Source organism: Muricauda sp. SCSIO 64092, assembly GCF_023016285.1.
Taxonomy (GTDB): domain Bacteria; phylum Bacteroidota; class Bacteroidia; order Flavobacteriales; family Flavobacteriaceae; genus Croceivirga.
Genome location: NZ_CP095413.1, coordinates 4,142,014 through 4,167,361 on the forward strand (window position 1 = coordinate 4,142,014; position 25,348 = coordinate 4,167,361).

A 25,348-nucleotide genomic window follows, 5' to 3' on the forward strand; every position below is an offset into this window, starting at 1 on the left:
TACTAATTTTTAAAGCCACTCACTCCAATTAAGGGAATGACCCTAAATTTTCTATTTTTGATTAAGTCTACCTGAAGAATGGCAAAATCTCTGGATAATTTTTACAAGAATCAATCCCTTATTTACAAATATGTTCTTTATGTAATTTCCGTAGGGCTGATTGTGTTTTTTTTCCCTAGGGGAGGGAAGTTCAAGTACGAATTCCAAAAGGGAAGGTCCTGGCAATATGAAAATTTATACGCTCCCTTTGATTTTTCCATTAATAAAACGGAAGAAGAGCTCAATGCGGAACGCAGGGACTTGACTGAAAATAAGTCGATTTACTATGCCTATAATGATTCCATCTCCCAGGCGGTAAGGCAAAGCTTCTCCCAAGCTTTTAAGGACGAATTTTCGGAAACCGCATACTCCACATCGGCAAGGGACTATTTTTCGGAAATAGGGGATGCCATTTTGGATAGTATTTATGCCGTGGGGGTTTTTGAAAGTGTTGATTCTGGTAGTCGGTTGTTGGTCGTAAAGAACAATGAGGCCATTCCCGTACAGACCAATAAGGTGTTACAAAAGCGTGGTGCAGTGAATGCGGTGGTCAGGCTTTTGGCTGATGTTCCGGATGGGCCAAAGGAAAAATTGGAACGTATCCTAGTTAGGGTTATCGAGGCCAATGTTTTCTTCAATGGGGAGTTAACGGAGAAAGCATTGCAGGATGAACTGTCCACCATTTCGTTCACTAGGGGAAATATCCCGGAAGGAAAATTGGTCATTGCCAAGGGCGAAGTAGTGGAAGCGGAAAGATTCAATATTCTTGATTCCCTGAAGTCGCAGTACGAATCCGAACTTTGGAAAGGTAACAATTACTACTTTATCCTCTCGGGTTATACCATTTTGGTCGCATTGGTCCTGGTGATGCTATTACTGTTCTTAAAGAAGTACAGACCCCGGATTTATGCCAACAACAATAAGGTCACCTTTATCTTCTTCAACATATTGATTCTGGTTTTTAGTACCACTTTGGTCGTCGAAAATTTTGAAACGTATGTTTATGCCGTACCCCTTTGCATCCTACCCTTGATCTTAAAGAACTTTTTTGATGCCAGATTGGGCTTGTTTGTACACGTTTTGACCGTCCTTATTTTGGGATTTGTGGTACCCAATAGCTTTGAATACATTTTTCTACAGATCATTGCCGGCATTGTAACCATACTCACGGTTTCCGAACTTTACAAAAGGGCCAATCTTTTTATTTCTGTGGGACAGATTACCCTGATTTATATGATTGGCTATTTTGCATTCAACATTATTCAGGAAGGGAACCTCGACAATCTAAAATGGGTCACTTTTGGATTGTTCCTACTTAATGGTATGATTACCCTTTTTGCCCAGCCCTTGATCTATCTTTATGAAAAGATTTTTGGTCTAGTGTCCGATGTTTCCTTATTGGAGCTGTCCGATACCAATTCCGGACTTTTAAAGGAATTGTCCGATAAAGCCCCTGGAACATTCCATCATTCGCTTCAAGTGGCCAATCTTGCGGAAGCCTCAGCCAATGAAATTGGCGCCAATGCCATGTTGGTGAGGGTTGGCGCACTGTACCATGATATCGGTAAAATGAATAGGCCAACCTTTTTCACGGAAAATCAGATAACCAATGTAAACCCACATAATGACCTGCCACCCAAAGAGAGCGCAAAGATTATCATTGATCATGTCATAGAGGGTATAGAACTTGCCAGAAAGCATAACATTCCGGATAGGGTAATTGATTTTCTGCGAACCCATCATGGAACAAGTTTGGTCTATTATTTCTTCAGGAAACAACAGGAATTGGAACCAGAAGTGGAAGAGAAAGGATTTCGCTATCCCGGTCCCATACCTTTTTCCAAGGAAACCGCCATTTTAATGATGGCGGATGCGGTGGAGGCCGCTTCAAAAAGTTTAAAATCCCCCACCTATACCATAATTGACGAATTTGTGGAAAAAATTGTCCAAGGGCAATTAAAGGCGGACCAATTCTTAAATGCGGACATCACCTTAAAGGAAATCGAAGCCGTTAAAAAGGTTCTCAAAAAGAAATTGACCAACATTTACCATCTTAGGGTGGAGTATCCCGAATAAATACTGTTAAATAATTGAAAACAAGGTGGTTGTTCGTAGCCATATTTAAGAATTTTAAGTAAATTAGAGAGTATTACACTTAACATCAATAGTATAACTATGAGTAAAAGTACCGTCCTTACCGTTGTATTGTTTTTTGGTTTTTTTCCTTTTTTACAATCGCAAAACCATGGTCCCCAAGCTCAATTGCCCCTTGCCCATTCCTTTGTGGGACCTATTGAGCAGACCACACAAAAAGATTCCCTCGCCATTTGGCGCGAACAGTTGCATTTACATATAGATTCGGAGAGATACCGACCCAAGGAAACGCTTTTTTTTAAAGCTTACGTCCTCACGGGGCCCAAACAGTTGAGGGTAAGCGCGAGCGATGTCCTTCGTGTGGAACTCTTGGATGCCCAAGGTAATTTGGTCCTTGACCAATACCATAAAATCCAACAGGGCGCGGCAGACGGGATTATGGAACTTCCCAAGACTTTAACGGAAGGCACCTATTATCTAAGGGCTTACACCCGATGGATGTTGAACTATGGGGAAGAAAACCTCCCCCTAAAGGAGGTTCTGGTGTCAGAAACAAAAAATAGCAGCGATTACAAGAGTGGATCGATTGCCATTTTCCCGGAAGGCGGGCATTTTGTTAAGGGTCTTGAAAATAGGGCGGTACTTTCCGAGAGCCATGGCAATCCCATTCACGGAACCATTGTCAACGAAGAAGGGATACAGGTAGCCAATGTGATGGATTATGGTAGTGGTCTGGCCACATTCAGTTTCGTTCCCAAGGAAAGGGAAAACTATTATTTTGAAAAGCCCAATGGAGACCGAATCCAATTGAAGCAAACCTTTGAGATAGGTGGGGTACTCCATGCCAATAACATTGAAGACCAAAAAATACAGATCAGGATCGGGGTTACCGACGAGTTACGGGAAGGTACATACTTTCTAAGGGGGACCAGGAAGGGCAAGGAATATCTAAAATCTGAAATCACCTTTGACGGGGACAAGGATATTATTGAGTTGACCATCAAAAAGGAAGGTCTTCCCCATGGTTTGTTCAATTTAACGTTGGTGGATGCCTACGGCCAAGTATGGGCAGAAAGACCGCTTTATATTGACGGGGGCCATTTTCAATTTAACCTCTCCCAAAAGTCCCTGGTGAGGACCGCAGAGGGAGAAAAAATTCGTTATGTCCTTAAGCTGACCGATGACAACGGTAAGCCTATTTCCACGGATGTTACGGTACGTATTAAAGATGTCGATAATATGGCCCATAACCGGGCACAAGCAAGTCATCCAAGAGGTATTGGTTTTTTAAATGACCTAAAGGTGTTGGCCCAACGTTTTCCGGAGGTTCCGTCGTGGGCTTATCAAAATGAATTACCAGATCAGATCAAATATGCCATCCAAAATGGGCTGGAGTTTTATGGTCAAGCCTATGATTTTAATAATACTCTGGTAATCGACGATAAGGTTCAGGTTTATATCAAAAATGAAAAAGATGTTGAAGTAAGGGAAGTGGCCACCAACTCAGAAGGTTTGTTTGCGCTCAGGGGGCTTCAATTTGAAGGTGATGTCACCATGACATTCAGAAAGGACGGTAAGAACATCAAGGAACAACTGGTAAAGGTTATTCCCTATCAGTACGAGTTGCCCGAGCTAAAACTAAACCAAGTAAAGGATACTGCGGCTCCCAACCGCGCTCGGAAAAGTGGACAGATGATTCCCCAAAAACGGTTGTCCGACTTTGATTTTAAGGACAAACCCTCCGAGTTGATTCCCTTGGATGAGGTTACCTTGTTGGGACAAAAAAAACTGCGAAAAGCCAATGCATCAGTGTATGGCATTGAACCGGATAGGGTGGTTTACCAAGATCCGAAACGTCCAAAACCCATACCACAGCTGTTTTTGCGCGTTCCCGGTGTATATGTGTCCGGTATAGGGGATTTAAACCCCTCTTTGTCATTACCATCAAGGGCGGGTATGGGTCCCGTACTTTGGGTTATTGACGGTTTTCCACTGCTCCAGGCCTCCTATATTGCGGGATCCGGAGGGGGTTTTTCCACGTTTCAACCAAGCCCTTTGCGAGAAGTAATGGATATTGTTCCATTTGTTGATGTAGAACGAATCGAATTCTTATTTGGACCTAATGCGGCCATATATGGGACAAGAGGTTCTGGAGGTGTTATTTTAATATACACAAAGAGCGGTTCGTATTCAACGGAATTTGTGGCCAGGGATAATGCACAGTTAACCTTTAAGGGATTTCAATCACCAATTGACATAGAGAGCTATTTTATTTCGCAAAATAGAAGATCGGCAAATACCAAAAGTGCTTCAACCTTATATTGGAACCCTTTGTTGACAACGGATGAAAATGGGGAAGCTTCCTTTGAGTTGGTTGTTCCCGAGAATCTTGAACAGGTGCTTTTTGATGCCAAGGTCATCACCAAAGAAGGGAAAAGGGGTTCTTTTAGGGCTTTAACGGAATTACAATCAAATAATTAAAAAAATAGTTGTTTCCTTTAAGTTGAAAAGGTATTTTTGCAACCGCTTTTTTGGCGAGTTCATTTAGAAATTGGAGAGGTGCCGGAGTGGTAACGGAGCAGATTGCTAATCTGTCGGCGGGTAACTGTCGCCTGGGTTCGAGTCCCAGTCTCTCCGCAGAGCGGGCCTAAAGGGGCTGTAGGGCTGACAGGTCTTTCAATACATGTCTTCGATATCAAGGATTGCGGGCTATGCCCTTAGTCCAGCTCAGGACAGGCTCCGCCCGGAACCAAGCTACTGAACAGTAGTGGTTTTTTTTGAGTTCTGGGATTTAAAATGTTGAATGGCAATAATCATTTTCGGGGTGTAGTACCGCATCGAGTGCGGCACAGGCTCCGCCCGGAACCGGGCTACTACCAGTGGTGGTTTTTTAGGTTCTGGGATTTGAAATATTGAATGGCAATAATCATTTTCGGGGTGTAGTACCGCATCGAGTGCGGCACAGGCTCCGCCCGGAACCGGGCTACTACCAGTGGTGGTTTTTTAGGTTCTGGGATTTGAAATATTGAATGGCAATAGTCATTTTCGGGGTGTAGTACCGCATCGAGCGCGGCACAGGCTCCGCCCGGAACCGGGCTACTCCCACAAGTAGTTTTTTTAGGTTCTGGGATTTGAAATATTGAATGACAATAGTCATTTTCGGGGTGTAGTACCGCATCGAGCGCGGCACAGGCTCCGCCCGGAACCGGGCTACTCCCACAAGTAGTTTTTTTAGGTTCTGGGATTTGAAATATTGAATGACAATAGTCATTTTCGGGGTGTAGTACCGCATCGAGCGCGGCACAGGCTCCGCCCGGAACCGGGCTACTCCCACAAGTAGTTTTTTTAGGTTCTGGGATTTGAAATATTGAATGACAATAGTCATTTTCGGGGTGTAGCGTAGCCCGGTTATCGCGCCTGCTTTGGGAGCAGGAGGTCGCAGGTTCGAATCCTGCCACCCCGACAGAAAGGGTATTGAAGTAAAACAAAATACCCTTAATAAAATGAAAACCAGCAAATTATATATTTGCTGGTTTTTTTTGGTTCGAATTGAAACCAATTGAAACCAATTGAAACCAATTTGAATATGTCCTATATGGTGTCCTATTTTAATTGGATAAGTTTTTTTAAATTGAGCTCGTATTTGACTTTCGTTGCGATTTGACTTTCGCCAAAAGAATCGTTTAATCAAGATGAAATCAAATGAAAACTTCAAAAACGTTCAGTATCAACTTTTGGCTTAAAAAGAAGGCCAAAAAGAAAAATGGTACCATTCCAATCTATGCGCGCATAAGGGTCGATGGGGTCCCTGCCGATATCAGTATCCAAAGATCTACATTGGAGGAGCACTGGTGCCAGGAATCCGGAAGGATCAAACACAAGGTAAAATGGTCGAAAGGGACCAATGATTATCTGGATGATGTGTATGCCAAATTATTGGAATGCCATAAAGAATTGCATTCAGAGGGTCTATTGATCACGGCCATAGCGGTCAAGATGCGTTATCTGGGAACGGACAAGATCTTTGGAACATTGGTGGAACTGATAAGCTACCATAGGACCAACGAAATACCAAAACTGGAAAGGGGAACGGCAAAGAACTATGGCGCCACTGAAAAATACCTGTTACGGTTCATCAAGAAAAAATTTAATGTTTCTGACTTGGGCCTACTATTTATCAATTACGCTTTCATTGTAGATTTTGAAAGATTCTTAAGGACCTGTAAACCTTTAAAGAAAAACCAGCCATTGACCAACAACGGTATCATGAAGCATTTGGAACGGTTTAAAAAAATGATTGGAATTGCCTCAAAGTTTGGTTGTTTAAAGCAGAATCCGTTCGACCTATATCAAATGAAGTTTGATACTTACGACAGTGCATATCTGGAAGATTTCGAATTGGAAATTTTAGAGTCCGTCTCTATCCCTGTTCGTGGATGGGAGGTGGTAAGGGATATTTTCGTATTTTCTTGTTATACAGGATTAAGCTATATAGAAGTAAAATCATTAAAGCGAGGTGATATAGTGCAAGGTATCGATGGGAACCTTTGGATCAATGTTATACGAAAGAAGACCAAAACCCCGGTTCAGGTTCCATTGCTTATGCAGGCTCAGGAAATTCTCAATAAGTATTCCCATTATCCCAAAGCTCAAAATGAATTTTCTTTATTACCTGTGTTTTCCAATCAAAAGGTAAATAAATATATCAAGGAAATCGCCACTTTGGCAGGAATAAACAAACGCCTCACATTCCATGTCGCCCGTCATACATTTGCAACAACGGTCACACTTACCAATGATGTCCCAATGGAGACAGTATCGAAGCTTCTTGGTCATACCAAGTTATCAACGACCAAACGATATGCGAGGGTAGTGGAGAAGAAAATAAGCAAGGACATAGGTCAATTGAAGATAAAATTAAAGACAAGGACAAAATCTATATCTTATCAAACAAGAGAACGGGGGACACCAATGTACGTGGTAAGATAAAGACCGATCCATTTATCAGGATATACCATAAGAAGCAGCATCTAACAAACATTAAAAAATGTTGATATGGTGGAATTGGTGGACACGTTGGACTTAGGATCTAATGTAACGATGTGAGGGGCAAGTATCTTCACCCTCACTTGTTTATTTCTCAAATAAATGTTGCAAGTGTCATTCTGTCAGTGAAAGTTTGCATTTTTTTAACAAGAAAAAGTTGGCATAAAATATGCATAATGAAATGCAGTTGCCCGGAGAGAGCAACTGCTAGTTGTATTAAGCAATGTCAGTCGCCAAACGTACTTGCTTAAGTTAACTTTTTCAAGTTGGAGAGCGCAAAGCTATAAACTTTTCTGTTATAACCAAATCTCTCGGATATTCTCTTTCGGTACAATACATCATACCGCAATAGTGAAAAGTGATGTGTCAAAAACTTTAATTATTATGAGTAACCATTTACTCAAATTTTATCCTGTGGATAATGGTGATACGACCTTAATTACTTTATCCGATAAAACTACCATTTTAATTGACTGTAAAGTTAGAGCAGGAAAGGAAACAGATGCTGGGAACAAAATTTATCCTGTTAAGGATGATCTTTTAGAAAGTGTACAAACCGATAGTGAAGACCATCCTTTTTTAGATGTTTTTATTTTAACTCATCCCGATGAAGACCATTGTCTTGGTTTTGAAAACAATTTTTTTCATGGTCAATCTCCGGATAATTACGGAAAAGCAAATGAAGAAAATGAAGAAATTATAATCAACGAACTATGGTGTACTTCCATGCTTTTTTCAGAAGCTACAAGTAAAGATGCTAAAGCCCTGAAGAAAGAAGCTGAACGTAGGCGCAAATTGTGGGATGAAAATAAACCGGAAAAAAACGATGATGGTAATCGTATCAGGATGATTGGTTATGATGGAGATAATAAATTCGAGAATGTGCCTACAAGTGTGCCAGGAGATACTATTATACTGGAAGAAATCAATGGTAATTCGACTGGTAACTTTGAATTATTTGTTCACTCTCCATTCAAAAAGAGTTTGATCACGGCTACCTCCGAATCGGATAAAAACTTTAGTAGCATTGCTATGCAAGCACGCTTTAAAATTAATTCAAGTGATCGAGGCTGGGCTTGTTTCTATTTATTTGGAGGAGATGCGGATCATAACATCTGGAAAGAAATAATTAATAAAACTGAAAAAAATAATAGGACAGATAAGTTAAAATGGGACTTGTTCCTCTCGCCTCACCATTGTTCATGGACATTTTTTAATGATGTGCCATATGATGAGAAGGAAGAGAATAAGACGCCCAAAGACACTTCTTTGAGGGTTCTGGATTATAAAGAGGGAAGCGGAAAAGTAATTGGCTCTTGTAAAGTAGTAAAAAAGAGCGACAAAAACCCTCCTCATGCTGAGGCGAAAAAACAATACCAAAAGAAACTTGATAAAGACGAACACTTTATTGAACTGGCCAAACATCCAAAAGAAAAAGAACCAAAGCCGTATGAGTTTAAAGTAACTCCAAGTGGGCCTGTAAAGACAGGTAAAAAAGAAGGTACAGCATCAGCTTCGGCTGGTGGAACGATAGGTAGTGTTAACAAAAAATCTGAATATGGCTCGAAGTCTTCATAGTACAGGATATGAAGGCTTTGAAGGGGAAATTTCTCAACACCTTTTTGAAGATTTATCTTTGTTAAGAGCCTTTACGGGCAAGAGGAAATTAAAGTTACTTAAATGGGATGATAAACGCATAGCAATTCCACTTCGATTATCTGTAGAATTGCCACCTAGAGGAACATACGAAGGTGTTGATATTAGAAGTAAGGAAGATATACTGTTTGTTTTTCATCCCACAATGTACCCGAATATCCCACCAAGGGTTTATTCAGACCGTAAGAGCTTTCCAAAAGATCAGCTCTCACACCTATATATTAGTAAAGATGGAAAGCCAGCGCCTTTTTGCCTTGTTAGGGGGAATTATAAAGAATGGTATGCTAATAAACGAATAACGGATTTAGTAATCAGGGTACAAAATTGGTTGGCAGATGCGGCAAGTGGTGATTTAGTTGAAGATGGCGGACAATTTGATCCAATGAGGCTTGAAGGTTTTTGCGGAACAACAATTTACAAATACCATGAATTGGCGGAGGTGGTTAATTCAGATAAAGCTTTAGAAGGCACAAAAAATATGGCTCTGCTATTAATAAAAGAGCTGCAGCAGGATACTGACAAAAACCAACCATCTTATGAAGTTGTAAGAATATTGACCTCAAAGGAAGATGTAGAAGAAGCATTAAAGCCTATTGTTCAAGCAATTTCTAAGGAAGCCGAAGGAATTAAAGTTAACCGTTACATGTTTGGTGCTATATATTGGCAAGAAGAAAAAACTCCTAACCCGCATTATTTTTCAGAATTACCTTATGACCTTCTTACATTGTTAAAATTTGGAAAGAATACAGGTATAAATATGGGCTCGATAATATCTCTAATCCCATTATTTAAAATAAATGGGATAGATCAATTTCCTATAATAGTTGGTGTTAAGCGGCCAAAACCCCTTATTGGTTATTCAGGAGATATAGAGTTTTTTAATTTCTTTTTAAGAATCAATGAGGACGATATTAAGGAAAATGAAATTGAAAACAATGTCAGGGTATCATTCCAACAGCACAAAGAACCACTTAGTGTTCAAAAAGCAAGAGAAGTTTCGGGAAGTAAGTCAAAGATTGATTCTGCTCTAATTTTTGGTTGTGGTGCTGTTGGTTCCAAAGTAACCATGCATCTTATTCGTGAAGGATATGATAAGCTTTGTCTACTTGATAGTGATACAATCGAGCCCCATAATATGATTAGGCATGCTTTAACACCAGGTCTATTGGAAAAAATAAAGCTATTGCACTAAGAGAATCTGCCCAAAAAATGTATCCTAAAGATACTCTTCAAATATTAGGGTTGTCGATTAATGGAGATTTATACCTTGAAACTCCCGAGCTTAAAAAGTTTATGAAGAACTATGATTGGGTCCTAGATTTTACAGCTTCACCTGCTTTTCAAAATAACTATATTAAACAAGGATTAGAAATTAACAATAAAGTTGCCAAGGGGTTCCTGACCGATGAAGGGTATATTGGTGGATTACTGATTGAAGGAGAAGAAAGAAACCCCAGGGTTGATGATCTGCATATTTTGATGCAGGCTCAATATCTAGAGAAGGATTATATTTCTAATTGGCTGAAAAGAGAACACCGAAGAAATAAGAAAGAAAGTGTCCTTGTTAATGTAGGTGTAGGTTGTAATTCTGAAACTACTGTAGTTTCTGACGATCTGATTTCGCTCCATAGTGCTTCCTTTGTAAGGGGGATTAAAGGTGCTAGTAATAAAGAGGGACAGATTTGTTTGACCAAAATTAATAGGAAAGAATTTGAGGTAACTAGTGAAAAATTGACTATTTCACCACTTACAATACTTCATGATATAAATTCTGGACAGTGGGAAATTAGAATGAAGAATGGCATTGAGAAGTTGCTCAAGTCGGAAATGGGTAAAGCCATGCCGAATGAAACAGGCGGGGTTTTTATAGGACTTGTAAATTATAAAACAAAAACAATACATGTTACAGATGTAGTATTGGCCCCACCGGATAGTGAGGCTTCAGAAGGATGTTTTATAAGGGGAATTGATGGACTCAGAGAGCAGGTTGAAGAACATAAAAAGAAATCTGGTCAAACTTTCGGTTATATTGGTGAATGGCATTCTCATCCACATGGTCCTATGGGAGCAAGTTTGAAAGATGTACAGACTATGTCCAAGTTTAAATCAGACTATGTGAGAAACAACTATTCCATACCTGTTTTTATGATAATAGTAACTCCAGCTGGATTAATTTCTTATGTGTATTAGAAGAGACAATAATAAATTTTAAAATAATATAATAATGATGTTTGACAAATATTCAAGAACAGCGAGATTGTACCCTGCAATTATTACTTTACTACCGTTTATGCTGCTGTCTATTCATTTGAGCAATACAGAATTAAGTAGTTTATTTAAAGAAGTTTTAGCCATTAAGATTACAGCAAATATGGGTGCCGCTGTTGTACTGCTTTATTTGCTTATGCAAGCTAATCGCTACATTAGTAAAGTTTTTTTTGAAAAACGTTTCTTTAAAGGAGAATTGGAAATGCCTACAACTAGGTTTATGCTTTTCTCCGATAATGAATACTCTGAACAGAAAAAAGAGCATGTTCGCAATAAAGTTAAGAATGATTTTAATTTCGATATGCCTGATTTTGAAATAGAACGGTCTAACGAAATTGAAGCAAAGAAACTTATTGCCGAAGCTGTAGGACTAATAAGGAATAAAGTTAAAGATGGCAACTTATTGTTGCAGCATAATATAGAGTATGGCTTTTTTAGAAACCTTATTGGTGGTTCAGTTTTAGGTTCTATTACAGCAATAACAGGAGTTGTTTACTTCTATAAAGTTAATGCTCATTGGGGCTTTTTGCTTTTATCAATTTCATTGTCTGTTGTATTTCTTCTCCTCGTATTGTTCTCAAAACGAATAATTAATTATTTCGGTAAGCTTTATGCAAAGCGGCTATTCATCGAGTATCTATAGAAATTATGAGAAGTTACAAGTTTACTACAAAATGGATTTAAATAGAAAATGAATAAAATAATACATATAACAGGGGATTTTAGCAAGTTGGTAAGTATATTAAAATCAACTTCTCTTCGATTAAGTTATTCAAGAGAGAATTTTTATAGCAATGGGAATTCTATCTCAAACGCCGTTCATCCTATGGTATGTTTTAGTGAGTATAACCTGAAAGAAATTGGTTCAAAGAAAATCACTTACGGGAATTATGGCGTAGGCTTTAGTAAAGATTGGGCTAGATCAAAAAAAATAGGTCCTGTTTTATATGGTTAGCCAACAATCTCTGGCGGCAAAGGGAATGGCATCATTACTCAAAGCGAGACGGAATCCGGAGGTGTCCAAACTTCCTAAAAACCTTAGACTGCCAATAATGGAGTTAAAATGTTTTATCAAGAACGAACAAGGTTTTAATAGCTACTTTAATAAACCTAATTTTGACTTCAAATCGGAAAATGAATGGAGATATGTGCCTGAGAAATGGAAAATTGATGGCAACTATATATCGCAAAGCCGGAAAGTTTATGACAAAAAACCAGAGATATATAATAAAAAGCTTTCGGATTATTCATTGAACTTTGATCTTGATGACTTAGATGTGGTATTCGTTGCTGATAAACCTGAGATAGAGTTGTTAGTAAATAAGTTCGAAATATCGAGGGAAATTATAAAACTTGCAACATGGAAGGATAATAAACTAGATAGAGCTGTAGAACATCAATTTTTAAATTATTAGAAATTCAAAACACTTTTCAATGCTCCATCAACTTCGGAATGAATAAAGTTAGCCTGATAACAAATTGTGGTCTTCAAATCACGATTTCTATATAGCTTTTGAAGTTTTACGGGATGAATGGCTTCCTAGCTATGTCCAAAACTATGTCTCGTGATATGAATGGTCAGTTTTTTATCAATTTTCACCATTTCTATAATAGTATCTTCCATTTTTGAAATCGTTCCATCTGGCTTTTAAAACATCTGAAATTCTTACATCGGTTAAATTGGAACTGAAGATAAAGAGGTTTCTTGCATGAAGTTGTCCAGAATTAAAATCTGGTAGTGGCTCTAACAACATGATTTCCCATTTGTTTAGTCCTATTTTTAGGGAAGGCTACAAAATCCCTGTCTTTCCCAATTCGTAATCTATGATTATTAGGAACAAGGAATAATAATCTATTCTTTTTTTGATCGTATTCGTAGTGATGTTGTATTCATACAATATTATCGAAAGTTAAACTCGCAAAATCTTTCTCGGAAAAGGGACGGCATAAAGCCGTTCGTTCCTCACTATTTATTCCGTTTCCTTGCCACTCCAAAATTTTGATTTCCGTTTGGTCATGCGCAAATATTGTTTAATCTAAAATTTATTGTCATGGCAAACCATTGTTACAATTACATTACCATTAACGGAAACAGTACCGAACTAAATGAACTTTACGAACGCCTTACCAAAGAACAGGGGTATGTTGATTTTAAGCATGTTTTGGGCAGAAAACATGAAATCACTTATGGAGAAATATTTCAAGTCGTTGGCACAAAATGGTTTACTCCAGAGATAGAACGCGTTGATGATGGGATTATCCTAAGTGGTGATAGCGCCTGGTCACCACCGGTTGCATTGTTCAAGAACCTTGCGGAACAATTTACCTCATTACAAATCTGTATGGGCTTTGAGGAATCCGGTATGGATTTCGGGGGAGAGATTCAAATCAACAAGAATGGCGTTAAGGAAATATTCAGTGGCACCTTTTGGCAATATCGGGCCCATCAGGATTATTTTTCCTTTCTAGAAGCTGCAACGGATGAAGCCAAGTACTTAATTGACGATGGCATTATTTCTTCGCTGACAGATTTAAAAAACCTTGATATTTATACCTCGCTTCACGAAGAGGATAAAGAAGGATTTCTAAAAGATGTACTTAAGTCAACAACTAAAAACCTTTACCAAGTACAATTCAAGGCCAATGAACATGTCTCCGAAAGCATATTCATGGATTCTGAACAAGACGTTAAGCAGCTGCATCCAAAAGCAATAGTTGCACAAGTTACCTAATGCCCCTGATTGTCCATTAAACACTTGGTTCACTGGAACCAAGTGTTTTTTGCCCCATGCCATCCGGCACATTCACGCTACATTTCGTTTTACTCCATTTCGGTAAAAGAGCTTCATTAAAAACATCTTGGACACGATTCACAATTTTCTCCCTCATTTCGGGAGCCGTTCCGTAATACTGGAACGCCAGCCCTTCATTCACAGTCCAAAATTCCAAATCATGTCCGCTCTGCCAACTGCCCAGATTCATATCGGCTTATTATAAATTAAAAAGTGACCCGTGTAAGGTAGGGATGCTGATTTGGATTGAAGATGAACAAAAAGTTTATAAATCTTATGTAAAAGACACCCTAATCTTAGAGGAATAACCTAGAGCGAATAATATCACACAATATTCCCACAAAGGTAAACCCGCAAAATATTCTCGGACAAGGGACGGCATAAGCCGCTCGTTCCTCGCTATTTATTCCGTTTCCTTCCCACTCCAATTTTTTGACTTCCGTTTGGGGCAACCTGTAAAAATATTGTGTAATCAAAAATTTTTACATCATGGCAAACAATTGCTACAATTCAATCACGGTTTACGGTGAAACCAGCGAACTCAAAGAACTTTACGGAAAACTTACCTTTAAAAAAGAATATGTTGATTTTTGGCATGTCCTTAACATGGAACAACCACAGACTTTGGAAGAGGTCTATACCATAGTGGGCACAAAATGGTTCACCCCTGATATTGAACTGTTGGAAGATTCCCTGATCTTACATGGAGACAGCGCATGGGGACCACCGGTAGCACTTTTCGAAAAGCTTGTATACCAGTTTCCATCCATCAAAGTAGATTTTCATTATGAGGAACCCTTGATGGACTTTGGCGGTAAACTCGAAATCTCCATTAACGGCACCAATGAAATATTCATTGGCGGATATCGGGACTATCTGGCGCATACCGATTATGCGGCCTATCTATTCAACGCCCAATGGGATATCCAGTATTATATAGAAGACCAAGAATTGACAACGGAGGTAGAACTAAAAAACCTTGGGATATTTGAATCGGTAGAAAAAGCCGACTGGAAACAACTGCTATGCGATGTGGCCAAAATCAGCACCATGAACCTATATGAAATCCACTTCAGCCAAAACCCCCATATCGTTGAAAGAATGTTCGTTGCTCCTAATGACGAGGTTATCAAAGACCTAAAAAGGTCAAATCCGGATATTGTCATTCTGGAACATAAATAGAATATATCGGTTACATGGGTTCAGTAGATTTTCCCGTTGAACCCATTCAGCACATTCACGCTCCATTCCGTTTTACTCCATTTCGGTAAAAGAGCTTCATTCGACAGGTCTTGGACACAATTCACAATTTTCTCCCTCATTTCGGGAGCCGTTCCGTAATACTGGAACGCCAGCCCTTCATTCACAGTCCAAAATTCCAAATCAAGTCCGCTCTGCCAACTGCCCAGATTCATATCAGCTTATTATGAATAAACTACCACTTCCATACGTCAATCTTTTAATTAATCGGAAGGGCAATCCCCTTTATTTTCTTAACGCCATTATTGACAAATACTACTTGGGTATTTGCCTGCAATGTCTAAAAATAAAGGGTTTGCCCAGGTCATTTTAAGGGGTTTATAATAAATAAAGCCTCTATTGTCTTTCGGGTCATCGAAAGACAGGCATGGAATAACCAAATCTATTCAGCACAGCCCCACTTGCACTCGCTTAACTTCCCGTACGCTCCCTTGTGGGCCAGTGTGAAAGATTTGCTAATACCATTATGGAACTTGTCAAGACCAAGCAGGTTTTGATAAGAAATAAGGTTTCTACTTCCTTGAAAATCCAAGGATTTTTCTACGTCGCATACACTCCTGATTTCTTCTCAAAAGTCTTGACAAAACCCACTTCATTCATTGTGCTACGCACGCAAGAAATCAAACAAACACCCCTTAAAATTTAAATCAGTTAAAAACAAATAAGGGGAATTATCAATCTTTTAAATTTTTAATTATGAGTAGTTTAAGAAACAGAACACAGTTGATCGGAAACGTTGGCGGAGAGCCAAGTATTGTAAACCTTGAAAGTGGGAAGAAAGTTGCAAAGTTTTCTTTGGCGACCAATGAGTATTACAAAAACGGCAATGGTGAAAAAGTTCAAAATACCTATTGGCACACCATAGTCGCATGGGGCAAAGTTGCCGACATCGTAGAAAAATATGTGGATGTGGGCAAGGAAGTTGCCATTGAGGGAAAATTGACCTCCAGATCTTACGAGGACAAGGACGGTGCAAAACGATATGTGACCGAAGTGGTGGTATCCGAAGTTTTACTATTGGGCAGTAAGGATTAAATCTAAGTTAAAGAGGGTGTAACCGTCGAAAGATGCACCCTCTTTTCAATATTGATCTTAAAAAGAAGAATAATGAAAAACAAAGTTAACGAAATACAAATCAGCTATAAAGAGAAAATCAAGGTTTCGGATGCTCCCTCTGTCCGTAGCTCAGAGGACGCGGCACAAATTTTATATGAGCTTTGGGACAAGGAAACCATTGGACTTCAAGAAAGTTTCAAAGTATTACTGCTCAACAACTCCAATAAGGTCAAAGGCATATATGAGCTCTCGAAAGGGGGCATTTCCGCAACCATTGTCGATGTCAGGATATTGTTCGCAACAGTTTTAAAATCACTATCAGTCGGAATCATCATAGCGCACAACCACCCTTCGGGCAAATTAAAGGAAAGCCATGCTGATTTGGAACTGACACGCAAGATTAAAAAAGCCGCTTCGTATTTTGATATTACCGTACTTGACCATTTGATAATAACCCCAAATGGAGAGTATTACAGTTTTGCCGATGAAGGTTTGATGTAATGAAAATACTTGAACGATGATACATTTAAACTTTAACAATCTCGATGATAAAACGCAAAAACAACTTTTTGAAATGTCCAAGAAAGATGTCGAACGTCAGTTCGGGGAACAGATAAAAGCCTACGCTGAAAGAAATCGATTGAAATATTCCGAAGTCCTATACGCAGAGGTAATGCGGAATCTATATAGTTATAGATTTACCTTTAGAATTTGAAATAAATTTAATAGAGAATAGCCTTTTAATATAGGGCTATTTTTTTGCGTTGTTGATTTTTAAAGGTATCGAACCATCAAAAATCAAATCGGGACTTGACAATTTACTGAGTTTGTGTTCTGCCAAAGTCATATTATCATTATGTAGCCGCAATTTAGTCCTTTAAAAATATTCCCTTAAAAAGACTACGGCATAAAGCCACTTCTTCAGCCATCGCAAATTTATTCCGTTTCCTTTTTAGACGAAATTTTGAAAAAACTATTGCTCCGGCAAATAATTTAAAATTTCTAATTATGGAACAATTGATTTTAAAAGCAGGAGCTAAAGTAACTTTTGATGAAATGGGGTACAGATATACCCATGAAACCAATGAATATGGAGACCGGGAAGTAGAGGATTTTCATTTTCAATCTTACGGTATTGTACTATTGATTGTTGGGAGTAGTTCATTGGTTTGGCTTTGGAAGGAAATAAATGAGTCATTGATTGATACGAATTGCGTGGTACTTGATGAAATGAAAGTGGAATGGCTCGCTAACAATCGACTTTCACCTATCAATGATTCTGGGGATATTCGTATCATTTTCTAATGACAAATACGGAACCACCAGTTCCGTATTATTTTTTTGTATGGTTTTTGTCATGGTTTTTGTATCAAAAACACACGCCAAAAACCCAATGTTCAGTCCTGACTTCTATGGTTTATTGCCTATAAGTGGCATCTTGGTTTAAATGAAACTAACAAGTTTTTTCCTTGAGCCTTTTTCCGTGACCTTCCGGGTACCATCGACAAGAACCAATTTATAGTTGTAAAATTCAAGGACATTTTTGGTATAATAAAAAGATGTGATAAAACATAATCCGTTAGAGTCAATTAACATTCATTTGACTGAAAATTAGTCCCTGAAAAATGTTCCCTTAAAAAAGACTACGGCATAAAGCCACTTCTTCAGCCATCACAAATTTATTCCGTTTCCTTTTTAGATGAAATTTTTAAGGAACAGGGGGCGCCAGTAAAATAATTGATAATTCAAAGATTTACATTATGGAAACAAGAGTAAAAAGAGTGTTGGAAATTCCAGCAAGAAAATCGCAAGCCATTAAAACCACCGAGCAACATGTATCGGACAAGTCTTTTTATCTGGTCATTAACTTGTGGGTATTCAAATTTGAATACTCGAAAGAGCAGTTCCCTGATAACAGTTGATCTCCAAAATCGATTCTGTGCAGAAAGGCTCTTGAAAAAGAGTCTTTTTTAATGGTCGTTCCCATCAAATCTGACGCCCTGAATTCCATTTGTTGACATTTTAATATCTATTGGGATCAATTGAACCCATTTGACAGGGTTTTCCATTTTCTTTTTTGCTGGAACGATGTTATATTTATACAGGCCCGTTGGTCGGGCTTCGTGCGGTCAATTCTCCCGATAGTCATCGGGATCGATTTGACTTTCCTTTTGACCGTACATCTCAATTCTTGTCAGAATGCAGTGCCACTGATTGGAACAATCAGGGGGCTCGGATTTTTGTTCGCCGGGGCGAACGAAAAGGAGAAGCAAGAGGGTAGCGTGCTGGCGCAGCGCTACATATCCCATTTACTGCGTAAAGCCCCTGTTTATAAGGGATTTCAGGGATTGGTCAAAAAAATGAAATAGGGTGATTTGACGCAAAAACGCTCGAAACCCCAATAAAACTGTCATTTTTTGCGTCAAAAAGAACCAAATAATAAAAATTATGAACACATTTTCTACTGTACGATTTAAAATTAAGGTTGCCAATAGGTTCAGAAAGTTCTCTATGCAAGTTGCCCGTACCCATACCGAAGCCTTGGAATCCATGTTGGATTTTTTTGAGATTCATCAGCTGTCTCCATCGGATTCCATCGATGGCAGTCTCAGTGCCTTGGAGATAAGGATCAAGAGACGGATAAGCAATGCCATAGCCATCATTAAGGATATAGAAAAGAGCCAGACCCTACCAACAGTGGCCATGTTGCAATCCTTATTTCAGGAGCAATTCGAACCTAAAGAAGACAGTGATCTTGAGGATGACTTTGATTTCGTGGAAAAGAAATTTGAAAATGGCCATGAACAGGAAGAGTGGCTGGAGGAGACTACCGTTCCCAAAATCCTATACGATAGACTGGAGGACAAAATGGAAATGCTCAAAAAGGATTTTGCTTATGTACTCGAACATGTAAAAGCCGTCAAGAGCAATTTCGGAAAAGATTACCTCAAGCTGGAGCTCCCCATGGGAGCAGTGGAAAAATATAAGAGGACCATAAAAAACAATTAGTCATGTACATAGCCATTACCAAACAGCACCAAGGCGAAAATTTTAATGGGAGCGTCAGGGATTTTGTCAAATATCTTGAAAAAGAGAACGAAGATAAAAGCCCAGAGCTCCAGCAGCACTTCTTTGATCAATATAACGATGGGATAAGCGCGGAAGAGGTCATTTCGGAAATCGATAACAATACGGCCCGACTAGGGAAGAAAGACCCCAAATTCTATTCCATAGTGGTCAGCCCGTCCAAGGGAGAACTAAGGGCGATCGGCAACGACCCCGAAAAATTGCGTGAATACACCCGGGAGATCATGAAAGATTATGTCGCTTGCTTTTATAGGGACCGAAAGGTAAACGTGGACGATATTAAATACTATGCCAAGATAGAACGGGAACGGACCTTTAAGGGCACTGATAAGGAGATCCGTGAAAACCAACCCTATGCCACCAAAATACTGGAACTTAAAAAAGAGGTTGCCAGGATCGAAAGGGGAGCATCAAAAGGAAACATAAAATCTATCAAAAAAGAGATCGACCGCCTGGAAGAAGATGCCCCGCACAAGATTGGTGGAAAACGGATCGTCCGGGGAATGAAAAAAGAGGGCATGCAGACCCATGTCCATATCATCGTAAGCCGTACCGATGCAATCAATAGCTACAGCCTCTCACCGGGAGCCAAATTTAAGGAGTCCACTACGGTACTCAATGGAGTACCACAAAAACAAGGGTTCCATCGAGATAAGTTCTATCAAGCAGTCGAAAAGACCTTTGATAAAAAGTTCGGTTACAAACGAAATTTTGTGGAAACCTATAAGGCAAGGAACATGCTCGATAAAGACCCTAAACGCTTTCTTGCCATGCTTGCCGGACTCCCGACCACGGAGAAGCAGGTGGCCTTTAAGATGCTGTTCAAAGCCGGGATAAATGTGCCCACCATCCCTACCAATAAGGTACAGCTCGCCTATAAGGCACTTATGAAGTTCAAACGAGGAGTGGAAACGGCCATCAGCTCTGGTTCGATCGGTGTTTAAACCCGATAGATAAATTGATCCATGCAAATAGATTACATATTATGTTGTTTGCTTTGTTCCGAATTTAAAAATATAAATCATGAAAGGTAAAAGCTTTAATAGAATTAAAGATGATCATATTAATTATTTAAACTAAACCGATAACCGATGGATTATAAGATTGAACTTGTCTTGAGTTTTAGATTTGGATCAAATGAAAGGGCTACGGAACTTTGTGTCGCTGAACAGAAAGACCATAGCCCGTGTACAAAGTACTCGACAAAGATAGCATTATGACCGAGATAGTCCCTTACCTTTCACCTCCCGGTCGTGGGCCCTCCTCCCGGGCACCCGTGGCAGAGATAGTGAACGCGGTGCTGTATAAACTCAAAAGTGGTGTGCAGTGGCATATGCTGCCAGTCACCGAGCTGTTCAGTGGTGAACCCCTGAATTACAAGACCGTGTTCGGCCACTACCGTAAGTGGAGCAAAGCGGGTGTGTGGAAGGAATGCTGGATAAGGCTTCTATCGGAGAACAGGTCAAAGGTCGACCTCTCCAGCGGGGATTTCGACGGCAGCCATACCACGGCCCTTCGTGGGGGCGAACAAGTGGAGTATCAGGGCAGGAAGAAAAGGAAGACGACCAATTCCCTCTACTTGACCGATAGGCAGGGGCTTCCCCTGGCCATGTCGGAGTCCGTGGCCGGTAACTACAACGACCTGCACGATATAGAGGTACATGCAGAGGAGGTCTTCGCCACCCTGGACGATGCCGGGATCGCCACCGACGGGCTGTTCGTCAACGGGGATTCGGGGTTTGATTCCAGGGGCTTCCGAACGGCCTGTGCCAAAAGGGGCGTGGTTCCCAACGTACCCTATAACCAAAGGGGCAAGGAGGTTGACAGGGACGAGCCTTTCGATGAAAAGCTCTATGGGGAAAGGTACTCGGTGGAAAGAACCTTCGCCTGGATGGACGGTTTCAGGTCGGTGCTCAACAGGTTCGATACCACCGTTTCCAGTTGGATGGGGTTCAATTTCCTTGCCTTTATCGTAATCGCAATTAAAAAATTCAAGAAAATCAACAACTCAAGATGACTTCTATTTTAATCTTTTTAACAATACTTATAATTATTCTATTTTTTTTAGGTAGAAAAAAAAATAAGCATCAAAAGAATATTTCCAAAGGAAAAAAAATAATAGATAAAATCAATTCCTTTGAATATCCAGGACAAAAAATAAATTATCTAAAAAAGATCGATCCTTTTGTTTTTGAAGAATTGTTGCTGTCCGCATATAAAAACAAAGGTTTTCGAATTAAACGTAACAAGAGGTATACAGGTGATGGAGGAATAGATGGAATCATCTATAATAAGGATAATGAAAAAATAGTATTACAGGCCAAACGGTATTCAAAATACATAAACAGGCAACACGTTAGGGATTTTGAAAATAGTATTTATAAAGAGAAAGCAGTAAAAGGATATTTTATACATACAGGGAAAACTAGTCCAGAGACAAGAAGAATGTTTTCTTCTTCTAATGTTGAATTGATAGGAGGAAACAAATTAATAGAATTAATAGCTAAAGTAAACTAAACTGATGGTGATGGTATTATGATCGTTCAAATTCAAATACTGATTCCCGCGTTGATCCTAGGGGCATTGACCGTCCTTACAATCAATAAATATGTTCGCCAAGGTTCTGCGATGACGCTTCTTTGTCTGATAATGGCAATGGGAACCATTGCGACCAGTACAGATGTTCAGACATCGCTCAAAGGCATCTTGCTGATGGTCCTGCCCTTGCAGTTTACCAATATTCTATGTTATGTATACATGGATGGGAACAATGGAAAATCATCGATAGCAAAGCAATATAAAGTGGTTATCAAGACCAAAGGGGGCAATCTGGTCCTGGAGAACATACGCCGGGGGATTTCCGTGATAGCCGCAGCGGGAAGCGGAAAGACCGAAAGTGTGATCTATAACCTTTTGGAGCATTTTAAAACACATTTATTTAGTGGGATAATCCACGATTACAAGGATTTTGAGATTACCGAAATGGCATATCCGTTGTTCACGGACAAGGGCGCCAAGTTCCATATTGTCTCCTTTGACCCCATCCATTACCGCGTCAATCCCATTGCCCCAAGATACCTGCCGGACGAAGAAAGCGTCTATGAGATTTCAAGGGTGCTCTTGGAGAACTTATTGGAGGTCAGGGAAGGTGACGGCAACAGCACGTCCCGCTTTTTCAAGGATGCGGTCGAAGGCCTTATCAGCGGACTGATCTGGCGTTTGAAATCGGATTATCCGCACTATTGCACCATACCCCATTTGATAGCGCTCTATCAACAGGTCAATACCAAGGGACTTTTAAAGTTTCTTAAAGGGAACATCACCTCCAGGGCCATGGCGAATGCCTTTATCAGTGGTGTGGGATCGGAACGACAGACCGCAGGAGTGAAAAGTACGCTGGCCAACGCCTTTAAAAAAATCAGCACCAAAAAAATATTCATGGCACTTTCCTCGGACGATATCCCATTGAACATCAACGACCCCGAAAACCCATCGGTGATCTGTGTGGTCAATAATCCCAAGAAGGACGCCTCCCTGTCCCCGGTGATTGCCACTATTTTACATACCATCACCAAACAAATGAGCGAACGGAACAAATTGCCCTCATTTTTACTTCTAGAAGAGGCATCAACGATCCGACTGCCCAATATGCACCGTATCCCGGCCACTTTGCGAAGCTACAATATCGTATGTGTCTATGTACTTCAGGATAAGATACAGAACGACATGATGTATGGGGAAAAGGCTGGCAAGGCCATATTGAGCAACCTGTCCTACCAATTCTTTGGAAAAGCCAACGACCCGGAAACCGCAAAATACTACGAACGCTTTTTTGAGATCATCAAAGACCCGACCCATAGTATAAGCAAGGCAGCGGGACTTTCACTGGAAGCACGGATAACCAAAGGGGAAAGGGAGGTCCCCAAACGGAGGGCGGAGATTTTCTTCCGGCTGAAACAGGGGGAATTTATCGTATTTGCAGACGGGAAGGACAAAAGGGTCCAGTTTCGAAAAGCTGAAATACAACGTGGTCTGCCCGAGCATAAAGAGATCAGCGCATCCCAAATGGAGGCCAATTACAAACGCATCCATAATGATATAAGGTCCATATTCAAAGGATAACCGCTTTTTGTTTTTTGAGCAAGGTTTTATCAAAGAAGAACTTTCCATATATAAAATTTATATTTATTGTAAAATCCCTTTTACTCTTATCTGTTTTTCTAAATCTACTTTTACAATCAAACCGAACAAATAAACTTAGGAACACCCTTCTTTGATTTGGTCTTTCTTCGCTAGTATATTCAAAGTTAGACCCATCAATATTCTGAATAATTCATGAATACACTTCTTGAATCACTTTTAATTCCCGCTTTGTCCCATTTTCATAGGGCTTTAACACTTTTTGTAGGAGGGCATTTTAAAAAGTCAGATTTTATGGACATAAAGAAACTTTGTCTTGAATAATATGGGAAGGCATAATTACAAGGAACCGTTCGTTGTATCCGATATTGGCTGAAAAATTGTGAAGTCCACGTGGATAAGATGAAGAACAATGTGTATTTAAATGTAACCTAATACCACTCGAAACCCCGACCTGTATACTGTCCCCATACATTGTTTAACGGCAATTAAAACGAGAGGTTCAATGTATAGTGACATTATTAAAGATTTTCAAGGTAAACTGGATAAGCTCAAAGAAGAAAAAAGAATCAACCTTGAAAAAGCCAATGAAGGAATCCATCTTTGTAACAACACCTTATACCTTTTAAGGAACGTTATAGAAAAACATGATTTCAGATCGGAGGAAGACGAAATATACTTTTTCAAAAAAGTCAAGTCAAGACCATTGAGTGCCCTGGTATATTTTAATGAAATCAGGACCTGTAAGCTGATGATGCCCAAAATGGGATTTGAGGACCAATTCTCATATTTGAAAAAAAAGGTTAGGAGAGTAAACAAATTTTTTAGTAAAAATTGGGACTTTGTACATTATATGGAACAGAATCTCAATTATTTGGATAAACAGTACTTTACCCGCAAAAACCAAAACTTTCCATTATATTCCACACCGGAGACCTGCTACCTCGATCCCAATTTTTTCACCTCCCACGATATGCTTTGGGCCAAAATAAAAGGGCTCAACTGTTTTGCCGAACACCTAAAAGTATTGATAAGGGAAATCGAACGGCGACGGGAGGATATTAAATTTGACAATAAGGGGAAGCCCCTTGCCTGGACCGAATCAAAAACAGCCTTGGTGGAACTGGCCTATGCCATTCATACGGCCGGTGCCGTAAACAATGGCAAAGAGGATATCAAAGCGATCGCATCTGCGTTGGAAGAAGCCTTTAATGTGAAAGTGGGCAATATCTATAAGGCCTACACGGAAATCAAAAGGAGGAAAGGGAGCAGAACCCGATTCCTGGAAAGGCTCATAACCTCGTTCAATCATAAATTAGATCGGGACGACGCCTTATAGCATATCTTTTTCCTTAAAAAACAAACACATTTTTATCGTAACTACGAAACACCTACCGATAAACGATAAAACGCCAATTTTTAATTGAATACTTGCATAACTCCAAAAAAAACAAAGGGAATCCGGGATTGATGACCCCCCAAAAAAAATTACGTAACTACGATGGCCATTGTGAACGAATTCCATTAAAGCTTGCAAAATTTGCCCAACGAAAGTCAAATCAGTTCAAAGTCGCCATTAAAAAAATAACAAACCTTGGCGGCTTTGTCTTTAAAAAAAGTTTTACGACCATGGGAGCAACTATCATCACTACGGAAGACCTTTACGAATTCAAGTTACAATTATTGGAAGGCATTAGGGAACTGCTGGAAAACCAATCGGGCCCACCGCAAAAGAAATGGATCAAATCACCGGAGCTCAAGGAACTCCTGGGTATTTCATCAGGAACATTACAGAACCTGAGGATCAACGGAACGATCCCCTATACCAAGGTTGGGGGAGTGCTCTATTACGACTATGCGGAAATCGTGCAACTTATGGAAAAGAACAAGATCAATAAATTCTAATGTGT

25 protein-coding genes and 2 tRNA genes are annotated in these 25,348 nt (G+C 39.7%); 24 read left to right on the plus strand and 3 right to left on the minus strand.

Translation table 11 applies throughout. The annotated features are described in order from the left end of the window. The first annotated feature begins 78 nt into the window (after positions 1 to 78). The 3 genes from L0P88_RS17390 (at position 79) to L0P88_RS17400 (ending at position 4,770) form a co-directional block, all read left to right on the plus strand. A complete protein-coding gene (locus L0P88_RS17390) occupies positions 79 to 2,115 on the plus strand; it encodes an HD family phosphohydrolase (protein WP_247131186.1) in 2,037 nt (678 codons plus the stop codon). Between the two features lie 99 nt (positions 2,116 to 2,214). Next, the gene (locus L0P88_RS17395) at positions 2,215 to 4,614 is read left to right on the plus strand and encodes a TonB-dependent receptor (RefSeq protein WP_247131187.1); all 2,400 of its coding nucleotides are present in this window, start codon (positions 2,215 to 2,217) and stop codon (positions 4,612 to 4,614) included. Between the two features lie 72 nt (positions 4,615 to 4,686). Further along, a tRNA-Ser gene (locus L0P88_RS17400) sits at positions 4,687 to 4,770 on the plus strand. Positions 4,771 to 5,119: 349 nt separating this feature from the next. Here L0P88_RS17400 and L0P88_RS17405 read toward each other — a convergent pair. Continuing rightward, positions 5,120 to 5,518, minus strand: coding sequence for a hypothetical protein (locus L0P88_RS17405; RefSeq protein ID WP_247131188.1), 399 nt, complete (start codon positions 5,516 to 5,518; stop codon positions 5,120 to 5,122). Between the two features lie 3 nt (positions 5,519 to 5,521). On the opposite strand from L0P88_RS17405, the gene L0P88_RS17410 reads away from it, so the two are divergent. The 9 genes from L0P88_RS17410 to L0P88_RS17445 all read left to right on the plus strand — a co-directional run bounded on the left by L0P88_RS17410 (position 5,522) and on the right by L0P88_RS17445 (position 13,835). Continuing rightward, positions 5,522 to 5,596, plus strand: a tRNA-Pro gene (locus tag L0P88_RS17410). A 239-nt stretch (positions 5,597 to 5,835) separates the two neighbouring features. Further along, a complete protein-coding gene (locus L0P88_RS17415; RefSeq protein ID WP_247131189.1) occupies positions 5,836 to 7,122 on the plus strand; it encodes a site-specific integrase in 1,287 nt (428 codons plus the stop codon). Between the two features lie 441 nt (positions 7,123 to 7,563). Next, entirely contained in the window at positions 7,564 to 8,757 is a 1,194-nt protein-coding gene (locus L0P88_RS17420) for a hypothetical protein (RefSeq protein ID WP_247131190.1), read from the plus strand. Further along, positions 8,738 to 10,027, plus strand: a complete 1,290-nt coding sequence (locus tag L0P88_RS17425) for a ThiF family adenylyltransferase (RefSeq protein WP_247131191.1) — start codon at positions 8,738 to 8,740, stop codon at positions 10,025 to 10,027. Before L0P88_RS17420 ends, L0P88_RS17425 begins: the two co-directional genes overlap by 20 nt. A gap of 17 nt (positions 10,028 to 10,044) precedes the next feature. Beyond that, the gene (locus L0P88_RS17430) at positions 10,045 to 11,025 is read left to right on the plus strand and encodes a Mov34/MPN/PAD-1 family protein (protein WP_247131192.1); all 981 of its coding nucleotides are present in this window, start codon (positions 10,045 to 10,047) and stop codon (positions 11,023 to 11,025) included. Between the two features lie 34 nt (positions 11,026 to 11,059). After that, positions 11,060 to 11,746 carry a hypothetical protein gene (locus L0P88_RS17435; RefSeq protein WP_247131193.1) on the plus strand — a complete coding sequence of 229 codons (687 nt, stop codon included), beginning with the start codon at positions 11,060 to 11,062 and terminating at the stop codon, positions 11,744 to 11,746. Positions 11,747 to 11,794: 48 nt separating this feature from the next. Then, complete coding sequence (locus L0P88_RS23995) at positions 11,795 to 12,058, plus strand: abortive infection system antitoxin AbiGi family protein (RefSeq protein WP_281499688.1); 264 nt, start codon at positions 11,795 to 11,797, stop codon at positions 12,056 to 12,058. Continuing rightward, the gene (locus L0P88_RS17440; protein WP_409557688.1) at positions 12,051 to 12,518 is read left to right on the plus strand and encodes an abortive infection system antitoxin AbiGi family protein; all 468 of its coding nucleotides are present in this window, start codon (positions 12,051 to 12,053) and stop codon (positions 12,516 to 12,518) included. Before L0P88_RS23995 ends, L0P88_RS17440 begins: the two co-directional genes overlap by 8 nt. Positions 12,519 to 13,154: 636 nt before the next feature. Next, positions 13,155 to 13,835, plus strand: a complete 681-nt coding sequence (locus L0P88_RS17445; protein ID WP_247131194.1) for a hypothetical protein — start codon at positions 13,155 to 13,157, stop codon at positions 13,833 to 13,835. Between the two features lie 16 nt (positions 13,836 to 13,851). On the opposite strand, the gene L0P88_RS17450 is transcribed toward L0P88_RS17445, so the two are convergent. Beyond that, positions 13,852 to 14,085 carry a hypothetical protein gene (locus tag L0P88_RS17450; protein WP_247131195.1) on the minus strand — a complete coding sequence of 78 codons (234 nt, stop codon included), beginning with the start codon at positions 14,083 to 14,085 and terminating at the stop codon, positions 13,852 to 13,854. Between the two features lie 299 nt (positions 14,086 to 14,384). Between L0P88_RS17450 and L0P88_RS17455 the strand changes: the two genes are divergently transcribed. Continuing rightward, a complete protein-coding gene (locus L0P88_RS17455) occupies positions 14,385 to 15,077 on the plus strand; it encodes a hypothetical protein (protein ID WP_247131196.1) in 693 nt (230 codons plus the stop codon). Between the two features lie 20 nt (positions 15,078 to 15,097). On the opposite strand, the gene L0P88_RS17460 is transcribed toward L0P88_RS17455, so the two are convergent. Continuing rightward, positions 15,098 to 15,310, minus strand: a complete 213-nt coding sequence (locus L0P88_RS17460) for a hypothetical protein (RefSeq protein WP_247131197.1) — start codon at positions 15,308 to 15,310, stop codon at positions 15,098 to 15,100. A gap of 541 nt (positions 15,311 to 15,851) precedes the next feature. Between L0P88_RS17460 and L0P88_RS17465 the strand changes: the two genes are divergently transcribed. The 11 genes from L0P88_RS17465 (at position 15,852) to L0P88_RS17515 (ending at position 25,343) form a co-directional block, all read left to right on the plus strand. Then, positions 15,852 to 16,190, plus strand: a complete 339-nt coding sequence (locus L0P88_RS17465) for a single-stranded DNA-binding protein (protein ID WP_247131198.1) — start codon at positions 15,852 to 15,854, stop codon at positions 16,188 to 16,190. Between the two features lie 72 nt (positions 16,191 to 16,262). Further along, complete coding sequence (locus L0P88_RS17470) at positions 16,263 to 16,712, plus strand: RadC family protein (protein ID WP_247131199.1); 450 nt, start codon at positions 16,263 to 16,265, stop codon at positions 16,710 to 16,712. 16 nt (positions 16,713 to 16,728) lie between these two features. After that, positions 16,729 to 16,926, plus strand: coding sequence for a hypothetical protein (locus L0P88_RS17475; protein ID WP_247131200.1), 198 nt, complete (start codon positions 16,729 to 16,731; stop codon positions 16,924 to 16,926). A gap of 293 nt (positions 16,927 to 17,219) precedes the next feature. After that, positions 17,220 to 17,516: a hypothetical protein gene (locus L0P88_RS17480; protein WP_247131201.1), complete on the plus strand. Its 297-nt coding sequence runs from the start codon at positions 17,220 to 17,222 to the stop codon at positions 17,514 to 17,516. Between the two features lie 1,143 nt (positions 17,517 to 18,659). Next, a complete protein-coding gene (locus tag L0P88_RS17485) occupies positions 18,660 to 19,220 on the plus strand; it encodes a BfmA/BtgA family mobilization protein (RefSeq protein WP_247131202.1) in 561 nt (186 codons plus the stop codon). Between the two features lie 2 nt (positions 19,221 to 19,222). Further along, positions 19,223 to 20,242 carry a MobB family relaxase gene (gene mobB / locus L0P88_RS17490; protein WP_247131203.1) on the plus strand — a complete coding sequence of 340 codons (1,020 nt, stop codon included), beginning with the start codon at positions 19,223 to 19,225 and terminating at the stop codon, positions 20,240 to 20,242. A gap of 272 nt (positions 20,243 to 20,514) precedes the next feature. Next, positions 20,515 to 21,315 (plus strand): IS5 family transposase, encoded by an 801-nt coding sequence (locus tag L0P88_RS17495; RefSeq protein ID WP_247131204.1) that lies wholly within the window; start codon positions 20,515 to 20,517, stop codon positions 21,313 to 21,315. Continuing rightward, positions 21,312 to 21,815, plus strand: a complete 504-nt coding sequence (locus tag L0P88_RS17500) for a restriction endonuclease (protein ID WP_247131205.1) — start codon at positions 21,312 to 21,314, stop codon at positions 21,813 to 21,815. Before L0P88_RS17495 ends, L0P88_RS17500 begins: the two co-directional genes overlap by 4 nt. 18 nt (positions 21,816 to 21,833) lie before the next feature. Next, on the plus strand, positions 21,834 to 23,420 hold the full coding sequence (locus L0P88_RS17505) for a type IV secretory system conjugative DNA transfer family protein (protein WP_409557689.1): 1,587 nt from the start codon (positions 21,834 to 21,836) through the stop codon (positions 23,418 to 23,420). Positions 23,421 to 23,943: 523 nt separating this feature from the next. Next, on the plus strand, positions 23,944 to 24,777 hold the full coding sequence (locus tag L0P88_RS17510) for an RteC domain-containing protein (RefSeq protein WP_247131206.1): 834 nt from the start codon (positions 23,944 to 23,946) through the stop codon (positions 24,775 to 24,777). A gap of 290 nt (positions 24,778 to 25,067) precedes the next feature. Beyond that, positions 25,068 to 25,343, plus strand: a complete 276-nt coding sequence (locus tag L0P88_RS17515; protein WP_247134890.1) for a helix-turn-helix domain-containing protein — start codon at positions 25,068 to 25,070, stop codon at positions 25,341 to 25,343. Positions 25,344 to 25,348: the final 5 nt, after the last annotated feature.